The following is a 16,994-nucleotide window of genomic DNA, read 5'->3' on the forward strand; positions in this document are numbered from 1 at the left end:
CGACAGAGGGACGTTCATGCGGATCAGCGAGCTGCTCGCGGTCACACGGCTGCACCTGAGATTCCTGTCGGGGGCCGAGCACGCGCACCGCACCCTGCGGTGGGCCTACACCACCGACCTGCTCGAACCCGCCCGCTATCTGCGCGGCGGCGAGTTCGTCCTCACCGGGATGATGTGGCGCACCCGCCCCGAGGACTCGCGCACCTTCGTGGCCTCCGTCGCCGGGGCCGGGGCGGTCGCCGTCGGCGCCGGGACCGCCCTGGGCGAGGTCCCCGCCGACCTGGTGGAGGCCTGCCGCGAGCACGACCTGCCCCTGGTGGAGGTGCCCCCGGAGACCTCCTTCGGCGCGGTCACCGAGGAGGTGCTGCGCTCCCTGACCCAGCACCGCTTCACCACCATCGCCGAGACCCGCGACCGCCACCGCCGCCTCATGGCCGACGTCGCCGCCGGGGCCGACTTCCCCCGGGCCTTCGCCGAGGCCGCCGCGCAGACCGGACGGGCCGCCTGGGTCCTGTCCTGCACCGGCCGCCACATCGCCGCCTCCGGCGGGCCCCTGCCCGAGGAGGAGCGCGAGTGGATCGCCGCCCGCGCCCTGACCGGCCCCACCCTGCCCCACACCGTCCGCACCCCCCAGCGGGAGGACCGCGCCCTCACGCTCCTGCCCGTCCAGGCCCGCGAGTCCCACCCCCTGGCCACCTGGCTGGTGGTCTGCGAGGGCGACCACGCCTCCTGGACCGAGGAGGAGCACGAGTCGGTGGCCGAACTCGTCTCCATCGCCGGGCTCGCCCGCAGCCGCGCCGAGGAGCGGGCCCTGACCGACGCCCGCCACCTGGAGGGACTGCCCCGGCTGCTGGCCGCCCAGCGCTTCGACGAGGTCACCGAACTCCTGCGCGGCACCGACCCGACCGGCGGCCAGGGCAGCCACGTCGTGGTCAGCGCCGTCATGCTGCCCGAGCCGCGCGTGCCCGACCTGGCCCGGCGCGTGCTCTTGGAACTGGTCGCCGACCGCCCCGGCACCGTCGTCACCGGTGACGAGGACGCCCTGGCCGTCGTCCCGGTGGCCGGAACCGACGCCCGCGCACGCGCCGAGGAGGTCCGCTCCGCGCTGCTGCACCGCGCCCGCGTCCTGGAGGGAGGCCTGCTCGACCACCGGCTGGCCATCGGCCTCAGTTCGGCGGTGCGGGGCGTGCCCGACCTGCGCGGCGCCGCCGTGGAGGCCCGCCACGCCCGCCGCCTGGCCGAGCTGCGCGGCGGCCGGTCCCGGGTGATCGCCGGGGCCGAGATCGACTCCCACGAACTGCTGCTGGCCTCGGTCCCCGAGGAGGTGCAGTCCTCCTACCGCGAGCGGCTGCTGGGCCCGCTGCTGGCCTACGACCGCGACCACCGCTCGGAGCTGGTGCGCACCCTGGAGCAGTTCCTGGCCCACTCGGGGTCCTGGCAGCGCTGCGCCGCCACGATGCACGTGCACGTCAACACGCTGCGGTACCGGATCGGCCGGGTGGAGGAGCTGACCGGACGGGATCTGAGCAGCCTGGAGCACCGGGTGGACCTGTTCCTGGCGCTCAAGCTCCGGGACTGACCCGGGGCGGGGGAGGGCCGCGGGTGGGGGAGAGGGGCTGCGGGGCGGGGAAGGGCAGCGGCCCGCACCGGGCGGGCGCGCCGGAGCACGCGTGTCGCGGGTCACCGCTAGGGTGCTGGCGATGAGTACCGACCTCCTTCTCCCCGAGACCACCGACGCCGATCTGAACGGCGCCGACCTGCGCGACCAGCTGTCCCGGCCCCTGGACGCACCGCGCGTGTTCACCCGCTGCGACCTGACCGAGGCGGACCTGCGCGACGCCGACCTGGTCGACGCCGTCTTCCGCGACTGCCGCCTGGACGGGGCCCGCCTGGAGCGGGCCGTCCTGGAGGGCGCGGTGTTCACCGGAGGCAGCGCCTCGGGGGCGGTGTTCTCGCACGCCGAGTGCACCGAGACCAGGTTCGAGCGGGTGGACCTGGCCAACACCCGCTGGCAGGGCGCCCTGCTCACCGACACCGCCTTCACCGGCTGCCGGATGACCGGGGCCGGGCTGAACTCGCTGCGGGGGATCGGCTACACCTTCGCGCACTGCAACCTCATGCTGGCCCGTTGCAAGGGCCTGGTGCTGCGCGGGCAGACCCTGGAGGGACTGCGCATGGACGAGGCCGACCTGGCCAGCGCGGACCTGCGTGAGACGGTGTGGACGGACTCGCGGCTGCGCGGCGCGAACCTGGTCAACGTCAAGCTGGCGGGGGCCGACCTGCGCGGCGCCGATCTGGGGGAGCCCACCCTGGAGCAGGCCGGGTACCTGCGGGGGGCCAGCATCAGTCCGGTGCAGGCGGGCGCCATCCTGGCAGCCCTGGGCATCACCGTCATGGAGTAGGACCCTTCGCCAGGGGTGCGCTGCCCGAAAGCGTGGCTGGTGTGACGCAAGGTGCTCCGAGTTGCGGCGAGGACGTCAGTCGAATCTTTGAATCTACGTCGTAAAGGTGCCTGTCTCTTTCCATCATTTCGATTAGGGGAGAAAAACAAGAACGACAATCAGAGATTGCAGTACACCCGACGCAGGGCCAATGCCACCTGGAGGCGCAGCCGCCCCGACACCTCGCGCACCGGCCAGCCCAGCAGGCGTTCGGCCCGCCCCATGCCTTCCTGGAGCGTGGAGTGGTGCTGGCCCTGCGCCCGGGCCGCCGCCCGCAGACTGGGGGAGGAGGCCACCGCGTCCAGGACCGCCAGCAGCGGCGGGGCCTCGCGTGCCACCCGTTCCAGGGCCGCGACGTCCGGCACCGGCTCGCCGCCGGGCCGCACGGTGTCGGCCAGGAGCAGCAGCCCGCCCAGATCCTCGGCGAACACCACGCGCGGACCCGGGTCGGCGCCGGTCCCCCGGGCGGTGAAGCGCAGCGCCTTGCGGGCGTCGTGCCAGGATGAGGGCAGGTCCAGTGCCTCCACGGCCGGCCCCACCCCCGCCCTCCGCGCCCCCGGGGGCTCCTCGGCGGCCAGGACGCGCACGCCGCCGCCGTGGTCGGCCACCGCGCGGGCCCGGGACCCCGGGGCGAGCCCGTACCGGCGGGCGGCCAGGACGCGCTGCTCCTCGGGCAGGTCGGCGTCGACCAGGGCCCAGGCCAGGGCTGTGCGTCCGCCCGCCGGGGGCGGGGCGTGTTCGAGCCGGGCGCGCAGGGCGGCGGCCGCGCGTTCGAGGACCATCGCCTCCACCGGGCCGGGGGCGGCGGTGGCGCGTTCCAGCCACAGCACGCCGCCGCCGACCCGGGTCGAGTGCCAGGAAGGGTCGGGGTCGGCGACGGTGCGCCGGACCTCTCCGGCGGGGTCGGCGCGCAGCGCGAGGCCGCGTCCGGGGTGGGTGAACCCGGCGGGGACGCCGGTCAGGACGGCGGCGCCGCGGATGACGGGTTCGATTCCGGCTCCGGTGAGTTCGTCGAAGTAGGCGATGACCTTGACGGCGGCGCCCGCTTCGGGGTCCAGCGCGGAGATCCTTCCCAGGAGCTCTCTCATGCCTTCATGGTGCCCCGGGTTCAGGCTCCGATGATCCGGCGCAGCCAGGGCAGGCGTTGGGCGCGGGCGCTGCGGCTGAGGGCGGCCTGGGGGGCGATGCCGTCGAAACCGTGGAAGCCGCCGGGCCACACGTGCAGTTCGGCTGATCCGCCCGCCTGCCAGATACGGGAGGCGTAGTCGACGACCTCGTCGCGGAAGGTCTCGGCGGAGCCCACGTCCAGGAAGGCGGGGGGTAGTCCGGACAGGTCCTGGGCGCGGGCGGGTGCGGCGTGGGGGGAGACGTCGGGGCCGCCCGCGTGGGGGCCGAGCAGGGCGGTCCAGCCGGTGGCGTTGGAGGTGCGGTCCCATACGCCGGTTCCGGCCATCTGGTAGGAGGAGACGGTGTCGTTGCGGTCGTCGAGCATGGGGCAGATGAGCAGTTGTCCCTGGAGGGCGGGGCCGCCGCGGTCGCGGGCGAGCAGGGTGGTGGCGGCGGCGAGGCCGCCGCCCGCGCTGCCTCCGCCGATGACGATGCGTGTGGGGTCCAGGCCGAGGTCGGTGGCGTTGTCGGTAATCCAGGTCAGGCCCGCGTAGCAGTCCTCGACGGGGGTGGGGTGGGGGTGTTCGGGGGCCAGGCGGTAGTCGACCGAGATGAGGGCGAGGTCGAGTTCGTGGGCGGTTTCGAGGAGGCCGGGGATCTCGGTGCCGCAGTGTGAGCCCATGATCATGCCGCCGCCGTGGATCCAGTAGAGGGCGCCGGTGGGGGTGGTGGTGTGGGTGGGGTGCCAGTGGATGAGGGGGATGGGGGTGTGGTCGTGGCTGGGGGCGTGGTGTGGGGTTTCGGTGTAGGCGGGGTGGAGGGTGGTGTCGGTGGGCAGGAGGTGGGCTCGTCGTTGGCGTAGGGCGGGGATCATGTCGGGGGTGATGGAGGGGGTGATCTCGTCGCCGAGGAGGGTGAGGGCGGCGGCGAGTTCGGGGTCGAGTGCGGGGCGGGGTGGTGTGGTCACGGGTGCCTCCCGTTGGTGGTGTGTCGTGCGTCACCATTGTCGGGGGCGGGTGTGGGTGCGGGGCAGTGCCGTGTGGCGGGTGTGTGCCGCCACACGGCGGGGTGTGCTGTGGTGGTGTTCCTGGTCCGTCCCGGCTGTCCCCGACGACGACCTCGTGCGTCGGGGACAGCCGGGGGCGGTGGTGGTTATGCGCCCAGGGCTTCGGCGATGGTCACCGGTACGCGGGGCAGGGCGGGTTCGCCGTCCTCGACGGCCCAGACGCATTCCTGGAGGACGCGGACGAGGGTCCAGGCGCGTGCGCGGTCGCGGGGGATGTGGGCGGCCTCGGAGACCAGGTCCAGGCGGCGGCGGGTTTCCTTTCGGGGGTCGCCGGTGGCGAGGGCTTCGTCCCAGCGGTTGTGCAGGGTGGGGAAGAGGTCGAAGCCGGGGTCTCCGGCGAGGGGTTTGGGGTCGATGGCGAGCCAGGGTTCGCGGTCGGTGCCGGGCAGGGGGGCGAGCACGTTCTCGAAGTGCAGGTCCCAGTGCAGGAGCCGGTCTCCGGCTTCGGGTGCCATCTCGCGGGCGCGGGCGGCGAGTGCGTTCATGCGGTCGCGTTCGTGTGCGGTGCGCAGGTGTGGTGCCAGGTGCTGGGCCCGGGTGACCATGGCGCGGGTGGTGTCGGCCAGGGTGCGCATGCCCTGTGGCGCCGGGTGGGCGGTGAGGCGGGCCAGGAGGGCGCCGATGGTGGTGAGGGCCTGGTCGATGGGGACGGTGTCGAGTGTGCGTGCGGGGTCGAGGGGTTCGAGGAGCATGGCGCCGGTGTCGGGGTCGTGTCGGAGGAGGCGTACGGCGCCGTCGCCGTTCCAGGTGCGCAGGGCGTCGGGTTCGCCCCGGCTCTCCTCGTCCACCGGTTGGATCTTGAGCACGGCGGAGTCCCCGTGGGGGAGTCGTACGGGGACGACGAGGGCGACCATGCCGTGCATGGGCGCGCCCACGGGGTGCAGGTCCCATCGTTTGAGCTGGCGTCGGGTGAGTTCGGGTAGCCCTTGGGTCCACTGGGGTCCGAAGAAGCGGTCCAGCAGGGGTGCGAGGGCGTCGGGGACGCGGATGGGGGGAGTGTCGTCGTGCATGTGGTGTGTCCTTCGTCGTTGTGGTCTGGCTGGTGACGAAGGAGCGCCGGGGGTCCACGGGTCTAACGCATACCGAACACCTCGTTCGTTGTTCGTTGTGGGGTTCGAGGGTAGCGGGTGGGCGGGTGGGGGTGTGTGCTCAGTGCGTCGGGGGGCGTGGGTGTCGGCGGGAGAGGGTCTGGACCATGGCGTTGAGTGCCGGTTTGGGTGCGTAGGAGTCGTCGAAGGGCAGTGCGGCGGTGTAGCCGGGGAACCATTCGGGGATCCAGGAGTGCTGGTCGCTGACTCCCCACACGGACACGCGTACGCAGCGGGGTACGTCCAGGCAGGCCTGGACGACCTGTGCGTATTCGCGGGCCTGGTCCTGGAGGGCTCCGTCGGGGACGGGTTCGGGGATGCGTACGTCGAGTTCGCTGATGCTGACCTCCAGGCCCAGGTCGGTGAAGCGGCGTAGCTGTTCGGCGAGGTCGTCGGGGACGTGTCCGTGGATGAAGTGGCTCTGGAAGCCGATGCCGTGCAGGGGGACGTCGCGTTCGAGCAGGGTGGTGACCAGTTGGTAGAGGGCCTCGGTCTTGGGGCCGCCGCCTTCGATGCCGAACTCGTTGATGTAGAGGCGGGCCTGGGGGTCGATCTCGTGGGCCGTGGTGAGGGCCTGGGCGATGTAGTCCTCGCCCAGGACCTGGTACCAGAGGTTGTCGCGTAGGCGGGGGCCGCTGTCCTCGAAGGGTTCGTTGACGATGTCCCAGGAGGTGACGCGTCCTTGGTAGCGGCCCATGAGGGCCTGCATGTGTTCGCGGATGACCTGGCGTAGTTCGTCGGGGGTCCAGGTGCCTTGTGCGAGCCAGGCGGGTTGTTGGTTGTGCCAGAGCAGGGTGTGGCCGTGCACGGTGAGGTTGTTGCGTTCGGCGAAGTCGACGACGGTGTCGGGGCCGCTCCAGTCGAAGGTGTGGCGTTGGGGTTGGACGTACTCCCATTTCATGGTGTTCTCGGCGGTCAGGGAGGTGTAGTGCTCGGTGACCACCGAGCGGTACTCGCGGTCGTGGACGAGGGGGTTGACGGCTACGGCGACGCCCAGGTCGATGTCGCTCTGGCGGGCCAGGTGGGGGAGTTGGGCGGCGCCGGTGGATTCTGGTTGGGCGGGCAGGGTGAGGGCCAGGATCGCGGTGACCAGGAGGATGATCGCGCACAGGGCGGCGGCGGTCAGCAGGGCTCCGCGTCCGCGGGTGAGCGGGCGCCAGGGGGAGGAGGCCGTGCTGGGCATCTGGTCGGCTCTCACCTTCTACCGGGTGCCGGTGGTGACGGGGAAGGCTGACAGGGAGCGTACGACGGTGGTGGGTCGGCGGGTGGGTGGGGCGGTGGGGCGCAGGTGGGGGAGGCGTTCGGCCAGGGCGCGTAGGGCGATGCGGCCTTCGAGGCGGGCCAGGGGTGCGCCCAGGCAGTAGTGGACGCCGCTGGAGAAGGAGAGGTGGTCGGCGGCGTCGGGGCGGGTGATGTCGAAGCGGTCGGGGTCGGTGAAGCGTGCGGGGTCGCGGTTGGCGGATCCGATGAGGCACATGGCGTAGCCGCCGCGGCGCAGGGGTTGGTGTTGGACGGTGGTGTCGGTGTGGACCCAGCGGCTGGTCATCTGGACGGGTGAGTCGAAGCGCAGGGTCTCCTCCACGGCGCCTGGGGCCAGGTCGGGGTCGGCGACGAGGCGTTCCCACTGGTGGCGGTGGCGCAGCAGGGCCATCACCCCGTTCCCGATGAGGTTCACGGTGGTCTCGAACCCGGCGATCAGCAGCAGGCGGCACATGGTGCTCAGTTCGGTCGCGGTGAGGTGGCCGTCGTCGGCCTGGGTGACCAGGGTGGAGACCACGTCATCGCGGGGGTCGGCGCGGCGCTGTCGCATGAGCCGGGTGAACAGCAGGTCCAATTGTGCCGTGGCCTGGTGGATGCTGCGCAGGTGACTCGCCGAGCGGGCGCCGTCCAGGGCGCTGCCCAGGGCGTGGCCGATGCGGACGAACTCGGCGTCCTGGGCGGCGGGGACGCCAAGCAGGTGGCTGATGACGGCGATGGGCAGGGGTTGGGCGAAGTCGCGCATGAGGTCGAAGTGGCCCTTGGCGGTGGCCTTGTCCAGGAGTTCGTGGGTGATCTTGGTGATGTGGGTTTCGTACTCGCTCATGCGGCGGGGGCTGAAGGCGGGGCGGGCGAGTTGGCGCAGGCGGGTGTGTTCGGGTGGGTCCTGCATGAGGAAGGACAGGTCCAGGATGTCGAACTGTTGGAGTGGGGCGGTTCCGTCGGGGGGTTGGACGCCGAATTCGCGTCCGCGTAGTAGGGCGCTGACGGCTTGGTAGGTGTTGGCGGTGCGGAAGCGGAGTTTGCTGGTGGCGAAGTGGCCTTGGTCGCGCAGGCGTTGGTAGGTGGGGTAGGGGTTGTCGCGCCAGGGGTAGTGCAGGAGTCTGCTGGGGTGGTCGCCGGCTTGGGCGGCGGTCCAGGAGGTGGCGTGGGCCAGGCGCAGCTGGGCGTCGGTGCGCAGGGCGTCGGGGATGTGCATGGTGTGTTCTCCTGTCGCGTGTTTTTTCGACCCTAGGCGGGTGGGGGGTGCCTGGTCAGGCGGGTGGGTGAGTTGGCCGCCTGCGGTCAGGGGGGAACTTTGCGGGGTGGTTCGTCGTTGGGGTGCGGCGTTGGCGGGTGGGGTGTGGTGGTGGGGTTGTCGCAGGTGGTCGGGGTTGTGCGGGTGTGGGGTGGTGGGTGTGGTCGGCCGGGGTGGGGTGAACCCGGGGGGGTGGGCGGGGCGTCACGGGTGCGGGGCGGGTGCCGGGTCGGGGCGGTGCTGGGGGTGTGGGGGCGCGTATCGGCGCACACGCCGGGGTTGGCGGGGGAGGCTGGGGGTGCGCCCGCCGATAGGTTGGGGGCAGGCGTCTTTCCGGCGGGTGCTCGGGCACCGGGGGAGGCGGTGGTCATCCTCTGGCACCCGGGGGTGGCGAAACGTCGTGTGTGGAGGCTGTAGTGTCCCTTAGGCTCGATCCCAGTGACCCGGAACGTATCGGCCGGTACCGGCTGATCGGCCGTTTGGGCTCTGGCGGCATGGGCCAGGTGTTCTTCGGCCGTTCGGCCGGGGGGCGTGCGGTGGCGGTCAAGCGCATTCATCCGCACATGGCCGCCGACGCCTCCTTCCGGGAGCGTTTCGCCCGTGAGGTCAACGCCGCCCGTCAGGTCAGCGGTGCGTTCACCGCGCCGGTGATCGACGCGGGTCCCGATGACGAGGTGCCCTGGCTGGTCACCTCGTACGTGCCGTCGTTGCCGTTGGACACGGCGGTGCACGACCACGGGCCGTTGCCGGAGGCGAGTGTGCGGGTGCTCGCGGCGGGTCTGGCCGAGGCGTTGGCCGACATCCACCGGGTGGGGTTGATCCACCGTGACCTCAAGCCCGGCAACGTGCTGTTGGCCGAGGACGGGCCGCGGGTGATCGATTTCGGTATCGCCCGTGCCACCGACGGTACGGCGGCCACGCAGTCGGTGATCGGTACGCCGGGGTTCATGAGTCCGGAGCAGGTGCAGGGGGAGGCGCTCACCCCGGCCAGTGACCTGTTCGCCTATGGTGCGGTGCTGGCCTACGCGGCGGCGGGGACGGGTCCCTTCGGTGAGGGCAGTATGCCCACCATGGTCATGCGCATCATCAGTCGTGAGCCGGATCTGTCGGGTGTGCCCGAGTCGTTGCGTCATCTGGTGGCGGCGTGTTTGTCCAAGGATCCGCAGGGCCGTCCGGGGCCGGGGGAGATCCTGGACTACCTGGGTGATGTGGCCACGGGGCCGACCTGGTTGCCCGCGGCGGTGATGCGGGGGGTGCAGGAGCAGGTGGCCAAGGTCAACGGGGCGTTGGCGGCCGCTGCTGGGGATGGGCGTGTCACCGGTCAGCACCAGCGCACGGAGGTGCTGGGGCAGGGGGGTGCTGCTGCTGTGGGTGGTGCGGCGGGAGCTGCGGCTGGTGCGGGTGTGTTCGGTGATGAGGCGGCCACCCGGGTCACGCCGCAGGCGCCGGGGCACGAGGGCGGTGCGACCTCGGTGTGGGGTGAGCAGCAGGGGTATGGGGCCACGGCCCGTTTCCCGTCGGGGCAGCAGGTGCCGCCGACCGCCCAGTACGGTCAGGGCGCCACGGCCTATGGCCAGGGGGCGGCTCACGGTCAGGGCGGTGCTTCCCACGGGCGGGAGGAGGCCGCGGGTCACCGGCAGCCGGACCGGCCCAGCCAGGAGGACGCCTACGCCGACCTGTACGGTGATCGGCGTGATCCGGCCGCGGACGCGCGCCGCCAGCAGCAGGAGCAGTTGCGTCAGCAGGAGGAGCAGCGCCAGCGCCGGATGCAGGAGCAGCAGCGCCACCAGGAGGAGCAGCGCAGGCGGGCGGAGGAGCAGCAGCGTCAGCAGCAGGAGCAGCGGCTGGAGCACCGGCGCCGTCAGGAGGCCGAGCGGGCCCACCGTGAGCGGGTGCGGGCCGAGCAGGAGGCCGCGCGCCGCGCCCAGAGCCAGGCGCGCCATGCCGACCAGCCGGGCCTGTGGGGTTTCGTCAAGCTGTTGCCGCTGCTGATCATTCCGTTGATCCAGGTGCCGTTGGGGTACGGGGCGGCGTTGGCGTGGGCGTGGTTCACCACCGAGACCGAGGTGTGGACGGGGGCGCCGTACGCGTTCGAGCCCTTGCGGTGGGAGTCCTTCTGGCACGCGATGATGCTGGGGTACTTCATCTTGAACAACCTGGTGTCGTTGGAGTACCTGGTCAGGTCGTTGCGTACGTCGTTCGTCACGGGTGCGGTGTTGGCGTTGGGTGCGATCGCGGCGACCAACGGTCTGCTGTACAGCTTCGGTTTCTGGGGCTGAGTCCGGGGATGGTGCCGGTCGGCGTCGCCGACGCCCACGGGGTGGCCCGGGTATGGCCGTGTGGGTCGGGTCGGGGCGGCCCGACGCCCCTTCCAGGGGCTTCCGGGCGCGGGGGAGGGGCCCCGCGCCCGGCGGTGGGGGTTGGGTCAGGCGGAGATGCCGCCGTCGCTGGTCAGGAGTTGGCCGTTGATCCACCGCCCGCGGGGTGAGCACAGGAACTCCACCAGGTCCGCGGTGTCCTGGGGTGTGCCCAGGCGCCCCAGCGGGGTGTGCTGGAGGCAGTCGGTCTTGGTCCGCTGTGACATCCAGCCGGTGTCGACGGGGCCGGGGTTGATGACGTTGGCGCTCACCCCCAGGTGGGCCAGCTCGCGTGCGCAGGAGAGCACGATGCGGTCCAGGGCGCCCTTGCTCGCGCCGTAGGGGAGGTTTCCCACGGTGTCGTCGCTGGTCAGGGCGATGATGCGTCCGGTGCCGTGCTCTGCTGTGAAACGCAGGCCGAATTCGCGGGCCAGTTGCCAGGTGGCGCGGGCGTTGACCGCGAAGTGCCGGTCGAAGCTGTCCACGGTGGTCTCCAGGAGTCCGGAGTCGACCGACTCGCAGTGGCACATGATGAGTGCGCTCACGGGGCCCAGCCGCTCCTGGGCGGTGTCGAAGACGTGTGCGGCGGTGGCGGTGTCGGCCAGGTCGGCCTCGATGGCCGCGGCGCGGGCGCCGTGCTCGGCCAGGGCGTTGAGGATGGTGCGGGTGGCGTCCGGTTCGGCGCCCCAGCTCATGCGGGCGTCGTAGGCGTTCCAGTGGGTGAAGGCCACGTCCCATCCGGAGGCGGCCAGGCGGCGGGCGACGGCGGAGCCGATGCCGATGGTGCGGCCCACGCCGGTGACCAGGGCGACGGGTCGGGGCGGGTGGGAGGGCGGTGTGTGCGTCATGGGGTGATGCTCGCGCGGCTCCCGTGCCGCGCACCAGTGGTTTTCGCGTGAGCGCGGGGCTGGGCGGGTTCGCCGCCGGGTGGTGGGGGCTGTGGGTGGGTGTGCCCTTACCCGGTCAGGTCGGGGATCAGGCGTGGGCCCACCCGCCGCACGTGGTCGCGGAACAGTGTCACCGCGGGGGGTTCGTAGCCGCCGCCCGATCCCTGCTGGGGCCAGACCACGCCGATGGGGCGGCGGGCGTCCACGCCCTCGATGCCCAGTTCCACCGTTCCGCTCAGCGGTCCCTTGGGGCGTGCCGGGAGCACGGACACCCCCAGTCCCGCGGCCACCAGTCCGCGTGCGGTGGCGATGTCGTCGGCCTCGAAGGCCACCCGGGGGGTGAATCCGGCCTGTTCCACGATGCGGTCGGTCAGGTGGCGTACGCCCCGTCCGGGTTTGAGCAGGATGAACTCCTCGTGTGCCGCGGTGGTCACCGTCACCCCGGGCGGTGCCGTGCCCGCTTCTTCGCCCGCCGCCCCGTCGTCCGGTGTCTGGTGTTCCTGTGCGAGCGGGTGTTGTTCGGGCACTACCAGGCGCAGTACCTGGGTGTGCAGTGTGGCCGCAGCCAGTCCCTGCCCCGAGGGCAGCGGTGAGGTCAGTGCCAGGTCCGCGCCGCCGGCGGTGAGCCGGTGCAGGGACTCCGACCACGGCTCCTGGGTGAGGGAGAAGCGCACCCCCGGGTGTCGGGCGCGAAAGTCCCGCAGGAGTGCCGGGACCACCTCCACGCCCAGGGTGGGCAGGAAGGTCAGCGCGACCCGGCCCTCCTCGGCTCCGGTCAGTTCGGCCAGGCCCTGGCGCAGGTCGGCCAGGGCTCGTTCCACGTGCGGTAGTAGCAGTCTTCCGGCGCGGGTCAGTCGTACTCCGCGTCCGGTGCGTTCGACCAGTGCGATGCCCAGTTCCTCCTGTGTTCGGGCCAGGGCCCGGCTCAGGGTCGGTTGGGGTGTGCCCAGCGCTTCGGCGGCCTGGGTGATGTGTTCGGTGGCGGCCACCGCGGCCACCATGCGCAGGCGGGGCGCCAGGATCTGGGCCAGGGCGTCGGTGTCGTCGTGTTCACTGCGTTCCATGCGTTTCAGTATGGGTCAACGGCAAAGCATGCATTGGACGTATGAAACTGGTCTTTCTAGCGTGGGCGGTATGAGCCTGACCAGTGCCTCGCCGCCTGAGTACGACACCCGTCCCCGTGCGGGGACCGGCGCCTACCGGCGCACGGTCATCGCGCTGGTGGCCGCCGCCGTGGCGACCTTCGCCCAGCTGTGGGCGGTCCAGCCGATCCTGCCCGCGATCGCGGAGGGTTTCGGCGCCTCGGCCTCCCAGGCCGCGCTCGCGGTCTCGTTGGCCACGGGTGGTCTGGCGGGGTTCACGCTGGTCTGGAGCGGGGCGGCCGACCGTTTCGGTCGTGCCCGTGTCATCGGTGTCTCCCTGCTGGCCGCGACGCTGCTGGGCTGTGTGATCCCCTTCGTCGCCGATCTGTGGCCGCTGCTGGTGCTGCGCGCGTTGCAGGGTGCGGCTCTGGGCGGGGTGCCGGCCGCGGCGGTGGCCTACCTGTCGGAGGAGATCCACCCGGCCGATGCCTCGCGTGCCACGGGTCTGTACATCGCGGGCAACCCGTTGGGCGGGATGGGCGGGCGTCTGCTGGCCGGGTTCGCCGCGGATCTGGGCGGCTGGCAGTGGGGGATCGCCGCCAACACCCTGCTGGCCCTGGTCGCGCTGGCCGTGTTCGCGCTGGTCCTGCCCCGCCGTCCGCGGGTCGCGCGCACCGTCGCGGTGCGGGGGGAGGCGTCCCCGTCGCAGGGGTCGGGCGGGGGCGGGATGGGCGGGCGCCTGCGTGCGGCGGTGACCACGCCCGGGCTCATCGCCCTCTACACACAGGCCCTGTTGCTCATGGGTGCCTTCATGACGGTCTACAACCTGTTGGGTTTTCGTCTGATGGCTGAGCCCTTCGGGCTCTCCCAGGCCGCGGCCTCGCTGCTCTTCCTGTCCTACACCGCGGGGATGCTGGGTTCGGCGGTGGCGGGGGGAGCCAGCGCGCGTTGGGGCGGGTACGCGGTGCTCACCACGGCGACCGTGTTGATGGCCGTCGGGTTGGGCGGGATGTTCGCCACGGCCCTGCCGGGTCTGCTGGCCGCTCTGTTGGTGATGACCTTCGGTTTCTTCTGTGCGCACGCCACCGCCTCGGCGTGGGTGGGTACCCGTGCGGTGCGGGGGCGGGCCCAGGCCATGGCGGTCTACACGCTGGCCTACTACCTGGGGTCGAGCCTGTTCGGCTGGTTGGGCGGTCTGGTCTACGACGCCGTGGGCTGGGGTGGTGCGGTGGTCTTCGCGCTGGGGTTGTGCTCGGTGGCCGCGGCGGCGGGTCTGCGTCTGCGCCGTCTGCGGTAGGGGTGTCACCGCCCGTGTCGCGCTCTGGCGCCGCGCGGGCGGTGTGCTTGTCCCGGGGGCTGTCTTGGGGGGAGTGTGGGAAGGGAGCACACCACCGTGGTAGTTTAAATTTAAACTACATTGGCAGGCGCCCCGGCGAACTCGACGAAGGGTGAGGGACATGGACGTGCGCCCCGCGGGAATCCACCACGTGACCGCGATCGCCAGCGATCCGCAGGCCAACGCCGACTTCTACCTGCGCGCCCTGGGCATGCGCATGGTCAAGCGCACGGTCAACTTCGATGCGCCCCAGACCTACCACCTCTACTACGGCGACCGCGCGGGCAACCCCGGCACCATCATGACCTTCTTCCCCTGGCCCGGCGCGCCCCGCGGACGTGTGGGCGCGGGCCAGGCCACCACCACGACCTTCTCCGTGCCCGAGGGCTCCCTGGGCTGGTGGGCCCGGCACCTGGCCTCCCTGGACGTGGAGGCCACCCGTCCCGCCGAGCGCGGTGAGGAGGACGTGTTGAGCCTGCGCGACCCCGACGGCCTGGTCATCGAACTGGCCGCCAGCGCTGACCACCACGACACCGACCCCTGGGACGGGGGAGCGGTACCGCCCGAACACGCCATCCGCGGCATCCGCGCGGTGACCCTGACCGAGCAGGACGCGGAGGGCACCGTCCAGATGCTGGGCGAGCAGTTGGGCTTCCACCTGGCGGATGAGAGCGGGGGGCGCACCCGCTTCCACACCAACGCCTCCGGCCGGGGCGTGGGCACCATCGTCGACGTGGTGGCCGACCCCCGCGCGCCGCGCGGACTGGTCGCCGCCGGAACGGTCCACCACGTGGCCTACCGCGCTCCGGACGGTCCCGTCCAGGAGGCCTGGCGCCAACGCCTGGAGGCCGACGGCGTGGGCGTCACCGAGGTCCGCGACCGCTGCTACTTCACCTCCATCTACTTCCGCGAGCCCGGCGGCGTGCTGCTGGAGATCGCCACCGACGGCCCCGGGTTCGACTACGACGAGCCGCTGCTGGAACTGGGCCGCTCGCTCAGGCTCCCGCCGTGGCTGGAGCCCGACCGCGAGCAGATCGCCGCCCACCTGCCCGCCCTGGAGACCCTCCGGTGAGCGGCGTCGACGACCTCGTCCACGTCTTCACCCCGGCCACGGTCCCAGGCGCGCCCACCCTGCTGCTGCTCCACGGCACCGGCGCCGACGAGCACGACCTCCTGCCGTTGGGGCGGGCCCTGGCCCCGGGCGCGGCCCTGCTCTCACCGCGCGGCACGGTGGACGAGAACGGGATGAACCGGTGGTTCCGCCGGGTGCGCGAGGGCGTCTTCGACGTCGAGGACCTCATCGAGCGCACCGCCGGCCTGGCCGCCTTCGTCACCGAGGCCGTGCGCGCCTACGACCTGGACCCGGAGCGGGTCGTGGTCAGCGGGTTCTCCAACGGCGCCAACACCGGCGCCGCCCTGCTGCTGCTCCACCCGCACCTGCTGCGGGGCGCCGCCCTGTTCGCGGCCGGGGCTCCGCTCCAGGGGCGCCGGCCCGACCCGGTGGACCTGTCGGGGGTGCGGGTGTTCCTGGGCTTCGGCGCGGCCGACCCGATCACCACCGTGGACCAGGCGCGCCTGCTGGCCGACCAGCTGGGCGAACGCGGAGCCCGGGTACAGGCCGAGGAGCACCCCGGCGGGCACCAGGTGGCGCCCCAGGTACTGGAGCGGGCCCGCGACTGGTTCGCCCGATCACGGTTCTGACCTGCGCTTTTCCCAAAACCGCGGCGGCGTCCCCTGACCCTGGGCGTCGCCGCTTCGCACGTCGTGGACCGTGTACTCCCGCTTATCGCGAAAAAGCCAGCGCGACACTCACCAAAATGGATACCATCGGCAGCGAAATGCACACCCAACGTGACATGGAGTGGTTTTCATGTGCTTGACGCAACGTGCCCTGGCTAGTGCCGCCGCCGGTGCCGTCCTGGCCACCGTCCTGCTGGTCGGCGCCGCCCCGGCCTCGGCGGACTCCGTGTCCACCGGGTTCTCCCGCCCCCTGCACTTCTTCAGTGACGAGGGCTTCCTCGACGACATCATCGACAACATCACCATCACCGTCTGAGCGCTGGCCCCGCGGGCCTGACCGCCGCCTTCGCCGGACGCCCACGACGTCGTCCCTCCCCTGGGTGGACGTCCGAGGAGCGGGGCCCAGCGGGCACAGCGACGCACGGCGGGTTCACCCCTTCCCTCGTGAACCCGCCCCGGCGCCCCCGCCATCCCCTCTCGGTCGCGCACCGGCGCGAAGCCACAGGCAAAGGACACCCTGGGACGACACCCGCCCCGAGGCCAAGAGTAGGCTGCGTGCGTCAGCCATCCCCGCCATGAAAAGAACCCATGATCACCTCTTCCCTCGGGCGCGCGCGGTAGATGGACCCCGAGATCCTCGGCCTGCTCCTGCTGGTCGGTGTCGCAGCGGGCTGGGTCGACGCCGTCGTCGGCGGAGGCGGCCTGCTCCTGCTGCCCGCCCTGCTGGTCGCCGCGCCCACCACACCCCTGGCCACCCTGCTGGGCACCAACAAGCTCGGCGCCGTCTTCGGCACCACCTCCGCCGCCCTGGCCTACGCCCGCAAGGTCAGGATCGACCGCCGCGTGGTCGTGCCCACCGCCGCCCTGGCCCTGCTGGGCTCGGGGCTGGGCGCGGCCATGGCCGCCGCGCTCACCGCCGACGTGCTCAAACCCGTCATCATGGTGGTCCTGGCCGGGGTCGCCCTCATGGTCTACTTCCGCCCCGCCATGGGTGTCGCCTCCGACCGCCGCCTGCGCACCCGCAACCGCGCCCTGGCGGTGGTGGCCATCGCGGGCCTGGGCGTGAGCTTCTACGACGGCCTCATCGGCCCGGGCACCGGCGTCTTCCTCATCATCGCCTTCACCGCCGTGGTCGGCATGGACTTCGTCGAGGCCTCGGCCTCGGCCAAGATCGTCAACGTGTGCACCAACCTGGGGGCGCTCGTCGTCTTCGGTCTGGGCGGGCACATCGACTGGCTGCTGGGCCTGGGGTTGGCGGTGTGCACCATCATCGGCGCCCAGATCGGGGCGCGTATGGCCCTGCGGCGGGGTTCGGGGTTCGTGCGCGCGGTGCTGCTGGTGGTGGTCATCGCCCTGCTCGTGCGTATGGGCTGGGACATCTTCACCTGAGGCCGCC

15 protein-coding genes are annotated in these 16,994 nt (G+C 72.2%); 8 read left to right on the forward strand and 7 right to left on the reverse strand.

The window, feature by feature from the left end:
- Window positions 1–16: 16 nt before the first annotated feature.
- Together G011_RS0102845 and G011_RS0102850 are read left to right on the forward strand one after the other, a co-directional pair.
- Window positions 17–1,579 (forward strand): PucR family transcriptional regulator, encoded by a 1,563-nt coding sequence (locus G011_RS0102845; RefSeq protein ID WP_019607130.1) that lies wholly within the window; start codon window positions 17–19, stop codon window positions 1,577–1,579.
- 121 nt (window positions 1,580–1,700) lie between these two features.
- Entirely contained in the window at window positions 1,701–2,402 is a 702-nt protein-coding gene (locus G011_RS0102850; RefSeq protein ID WP_026337958.1) for a pentapeptide repeat-containing protein, read from the forward strand.
- A gap of 158 nt (window positions 2,403–2,560) precedes the next feature.
- On the opposite strand, the gene G011_RS0102855 is transcribed toward G011_RS0102850, so the two are convergent.
- The 5 genes from G011_RS0102855 to G011_RS0102875 all read right to left on the reverse strand — a co-directional run bounded on the left by G011_RS0102855 (window position 2,561) and on the right by G011_RS0102875 (window position 8,157).
- Entirely contained in the window at window positions 2,561–3,529 is a 969-nt protein-coding gene (locus tag G011_RS0102855; protein WP_019607132.1) for a helix-turn-helix domain-containing protein, read from the reverse strand.
- Window positions 3,530–3,549: 20 nt separating this feature from the next.
- A complete protein-coding gene (locus G011_RS0102860; RefSeq protein ID WP_019607133.1) occupies window positions 3,550–4,515 on the reverse strand; it encodes an alpha/beta hydrolase in 966 nt (321 codons plus the stop codon).
- A 185-nt stretch (window positions 4,516–4,700) separates the two neighbouring features.
- Window positions 4,701–5,624, reverse strand: a complete 924-nt coding sequence (locus G011_RS0102865) for an aminoglycoside phosphotransferase family protein (protein ID WP_019607134.1) — start codon at window positions 5,622–5,624, stop codon at window positions 4,701–4,703.
- Between the two features lie 139 nt (window positions 5,625–5,763).
- Entirely contained in the window at window positions 5,764–6,885 is a 1,122-nt protein-coding gene (locus tag G011_RS0102870; protein ID WP_019607135.1) for an endo-1,4-beta-xylanase, read from the reverse strand.
- An 18-nt stretch (window positions 6,886–6,903) separates the two neighbouring features.
- Entirely contained in the window at window positions 6,904–8,157 is a 1,254-nt protein-coding gene (locus G011_RS0102875; RefSeq protein ID WP_019607136.1) for a cytochrome P450, read from the reverse strand.
- Window positions 8,158–8,612: 455 nt separating this feature from the next.
- Between G011_RS0102875 and G011_RS0102880 the strand changes: the two genes are divergently transcribed.
- Window positions 8,613–10,475, forward strand: a complete 1,863-nt coding sequence (locus G011_RS0102880; RefSeq protein ID WP_026337959.1) for a serine/threonine-protein kinase — start codon at window positions 8,613–8,615, stop codon at window positions 10,473–10,475.
- A gap of 146 nt (window positions 10,476–10,621) precedes the next feature.
- Here G011_RS0102880 and G011_RS0102885 read toward each other — a convergent pair whose 3' ends face one another.
- Window positions 10,622–11,401, reverse strand: coding sequence for an SDR family oxidoreductase (locus G011_RS0102885; protein WP_019607137.1), 780 nt, complete (start codon window positions 11,399–11,401; stop codon window positions 10,622–10,624).
- Between the two features lie 107 nt (window positions 11,402–11,508).
- Window positions 11,509–12,504, reverse strand: a complete 996-nt coding sequence (locus tag G011_RS0102890) for a LysR family transcriptional regulator (RefSeq protein WP_019607138.1) — start codon at window positions 12,502–12,504, stop codon at window positions 11,509–11,511.
- Between the two features lie 70 nt (window positions 12,505–12,574).
- Here G011_RS0102890 and G011_RS0102895 point away from each other — a divergent pair, with 70 nt between their 5' ends.
- From G011_RS0102895 to G011_RS0102915, 5 genes are all read left to right on the forward strand, one after another.
- Entirely contained in the window at window positions 12,575–13,819 is a 1,245-nt protein-coding gene (locus tag G011_RS0102895; protein WP_019607139.1) for an MFS transporter, read from the forward strand.
- 160 nt (window positions 13,820–13,979) lie between these two features.
- Entirely contained in the window at window positions 13,980–14,930 is a 951-nt protein-coding gene (locus tag G011_RS0102900; RefSeq protein WP_019607140.1) for a ring-cleaving dioxygenase, read from the forward strand.
- Window positions 14,927–15,559 carry an alpha/beta hydrolase gene (locus G011_RS0102905; protein WP_019607141.1) on the forward strand — a complete coding sequence of 211 codons (633 nt, stop codon included), beginning with the start codon at window positions 14,927–14,929 and terminating at the stop codon, window positions 15,557–15,559. Before G011_RS0102900 ends, G011_RS0102905 begins: the two co-directional genes overlap by 4 nt.
- A 169-nt stretch (window positions 15,560–15,728) precedes the next feature.
- On the forward strand, window positions 15,729–15,914 hold the full coding sequence (locus G011_RS0102910) for a hypothetical protein (RefSeq protein WP_019607142.1): 186 nt from the start codon (window positions 15,729–15,731) through the stop codon (window positions 15,912–15,914).
- 305 nt (window positions 15,915–16,219) lie between these two features.
- Window positions 16,220–16,987, forward strand: a complete 768-nt coding sequence (locus tag G011_RS0102915; protein ID WP_019607143.1) for a TSUP family transporter — start codon at window positions 16,220–16,222, stop codon at window positions 16,985–16,987.
- Window positions 16,988–16,994: the final 7 nt, after the last annotated feature.

This window comes from Nocardiopsis sp. CNS-639, from assembly GCF_000381685.1.
Taxonomy (GTDB): Bacteria; Actinomycetota; Actinomycetes; order Streptosporangiales; family Streptosporangiaceae; genus Nocardiopsis; species Nocardiopsis dassonvillei.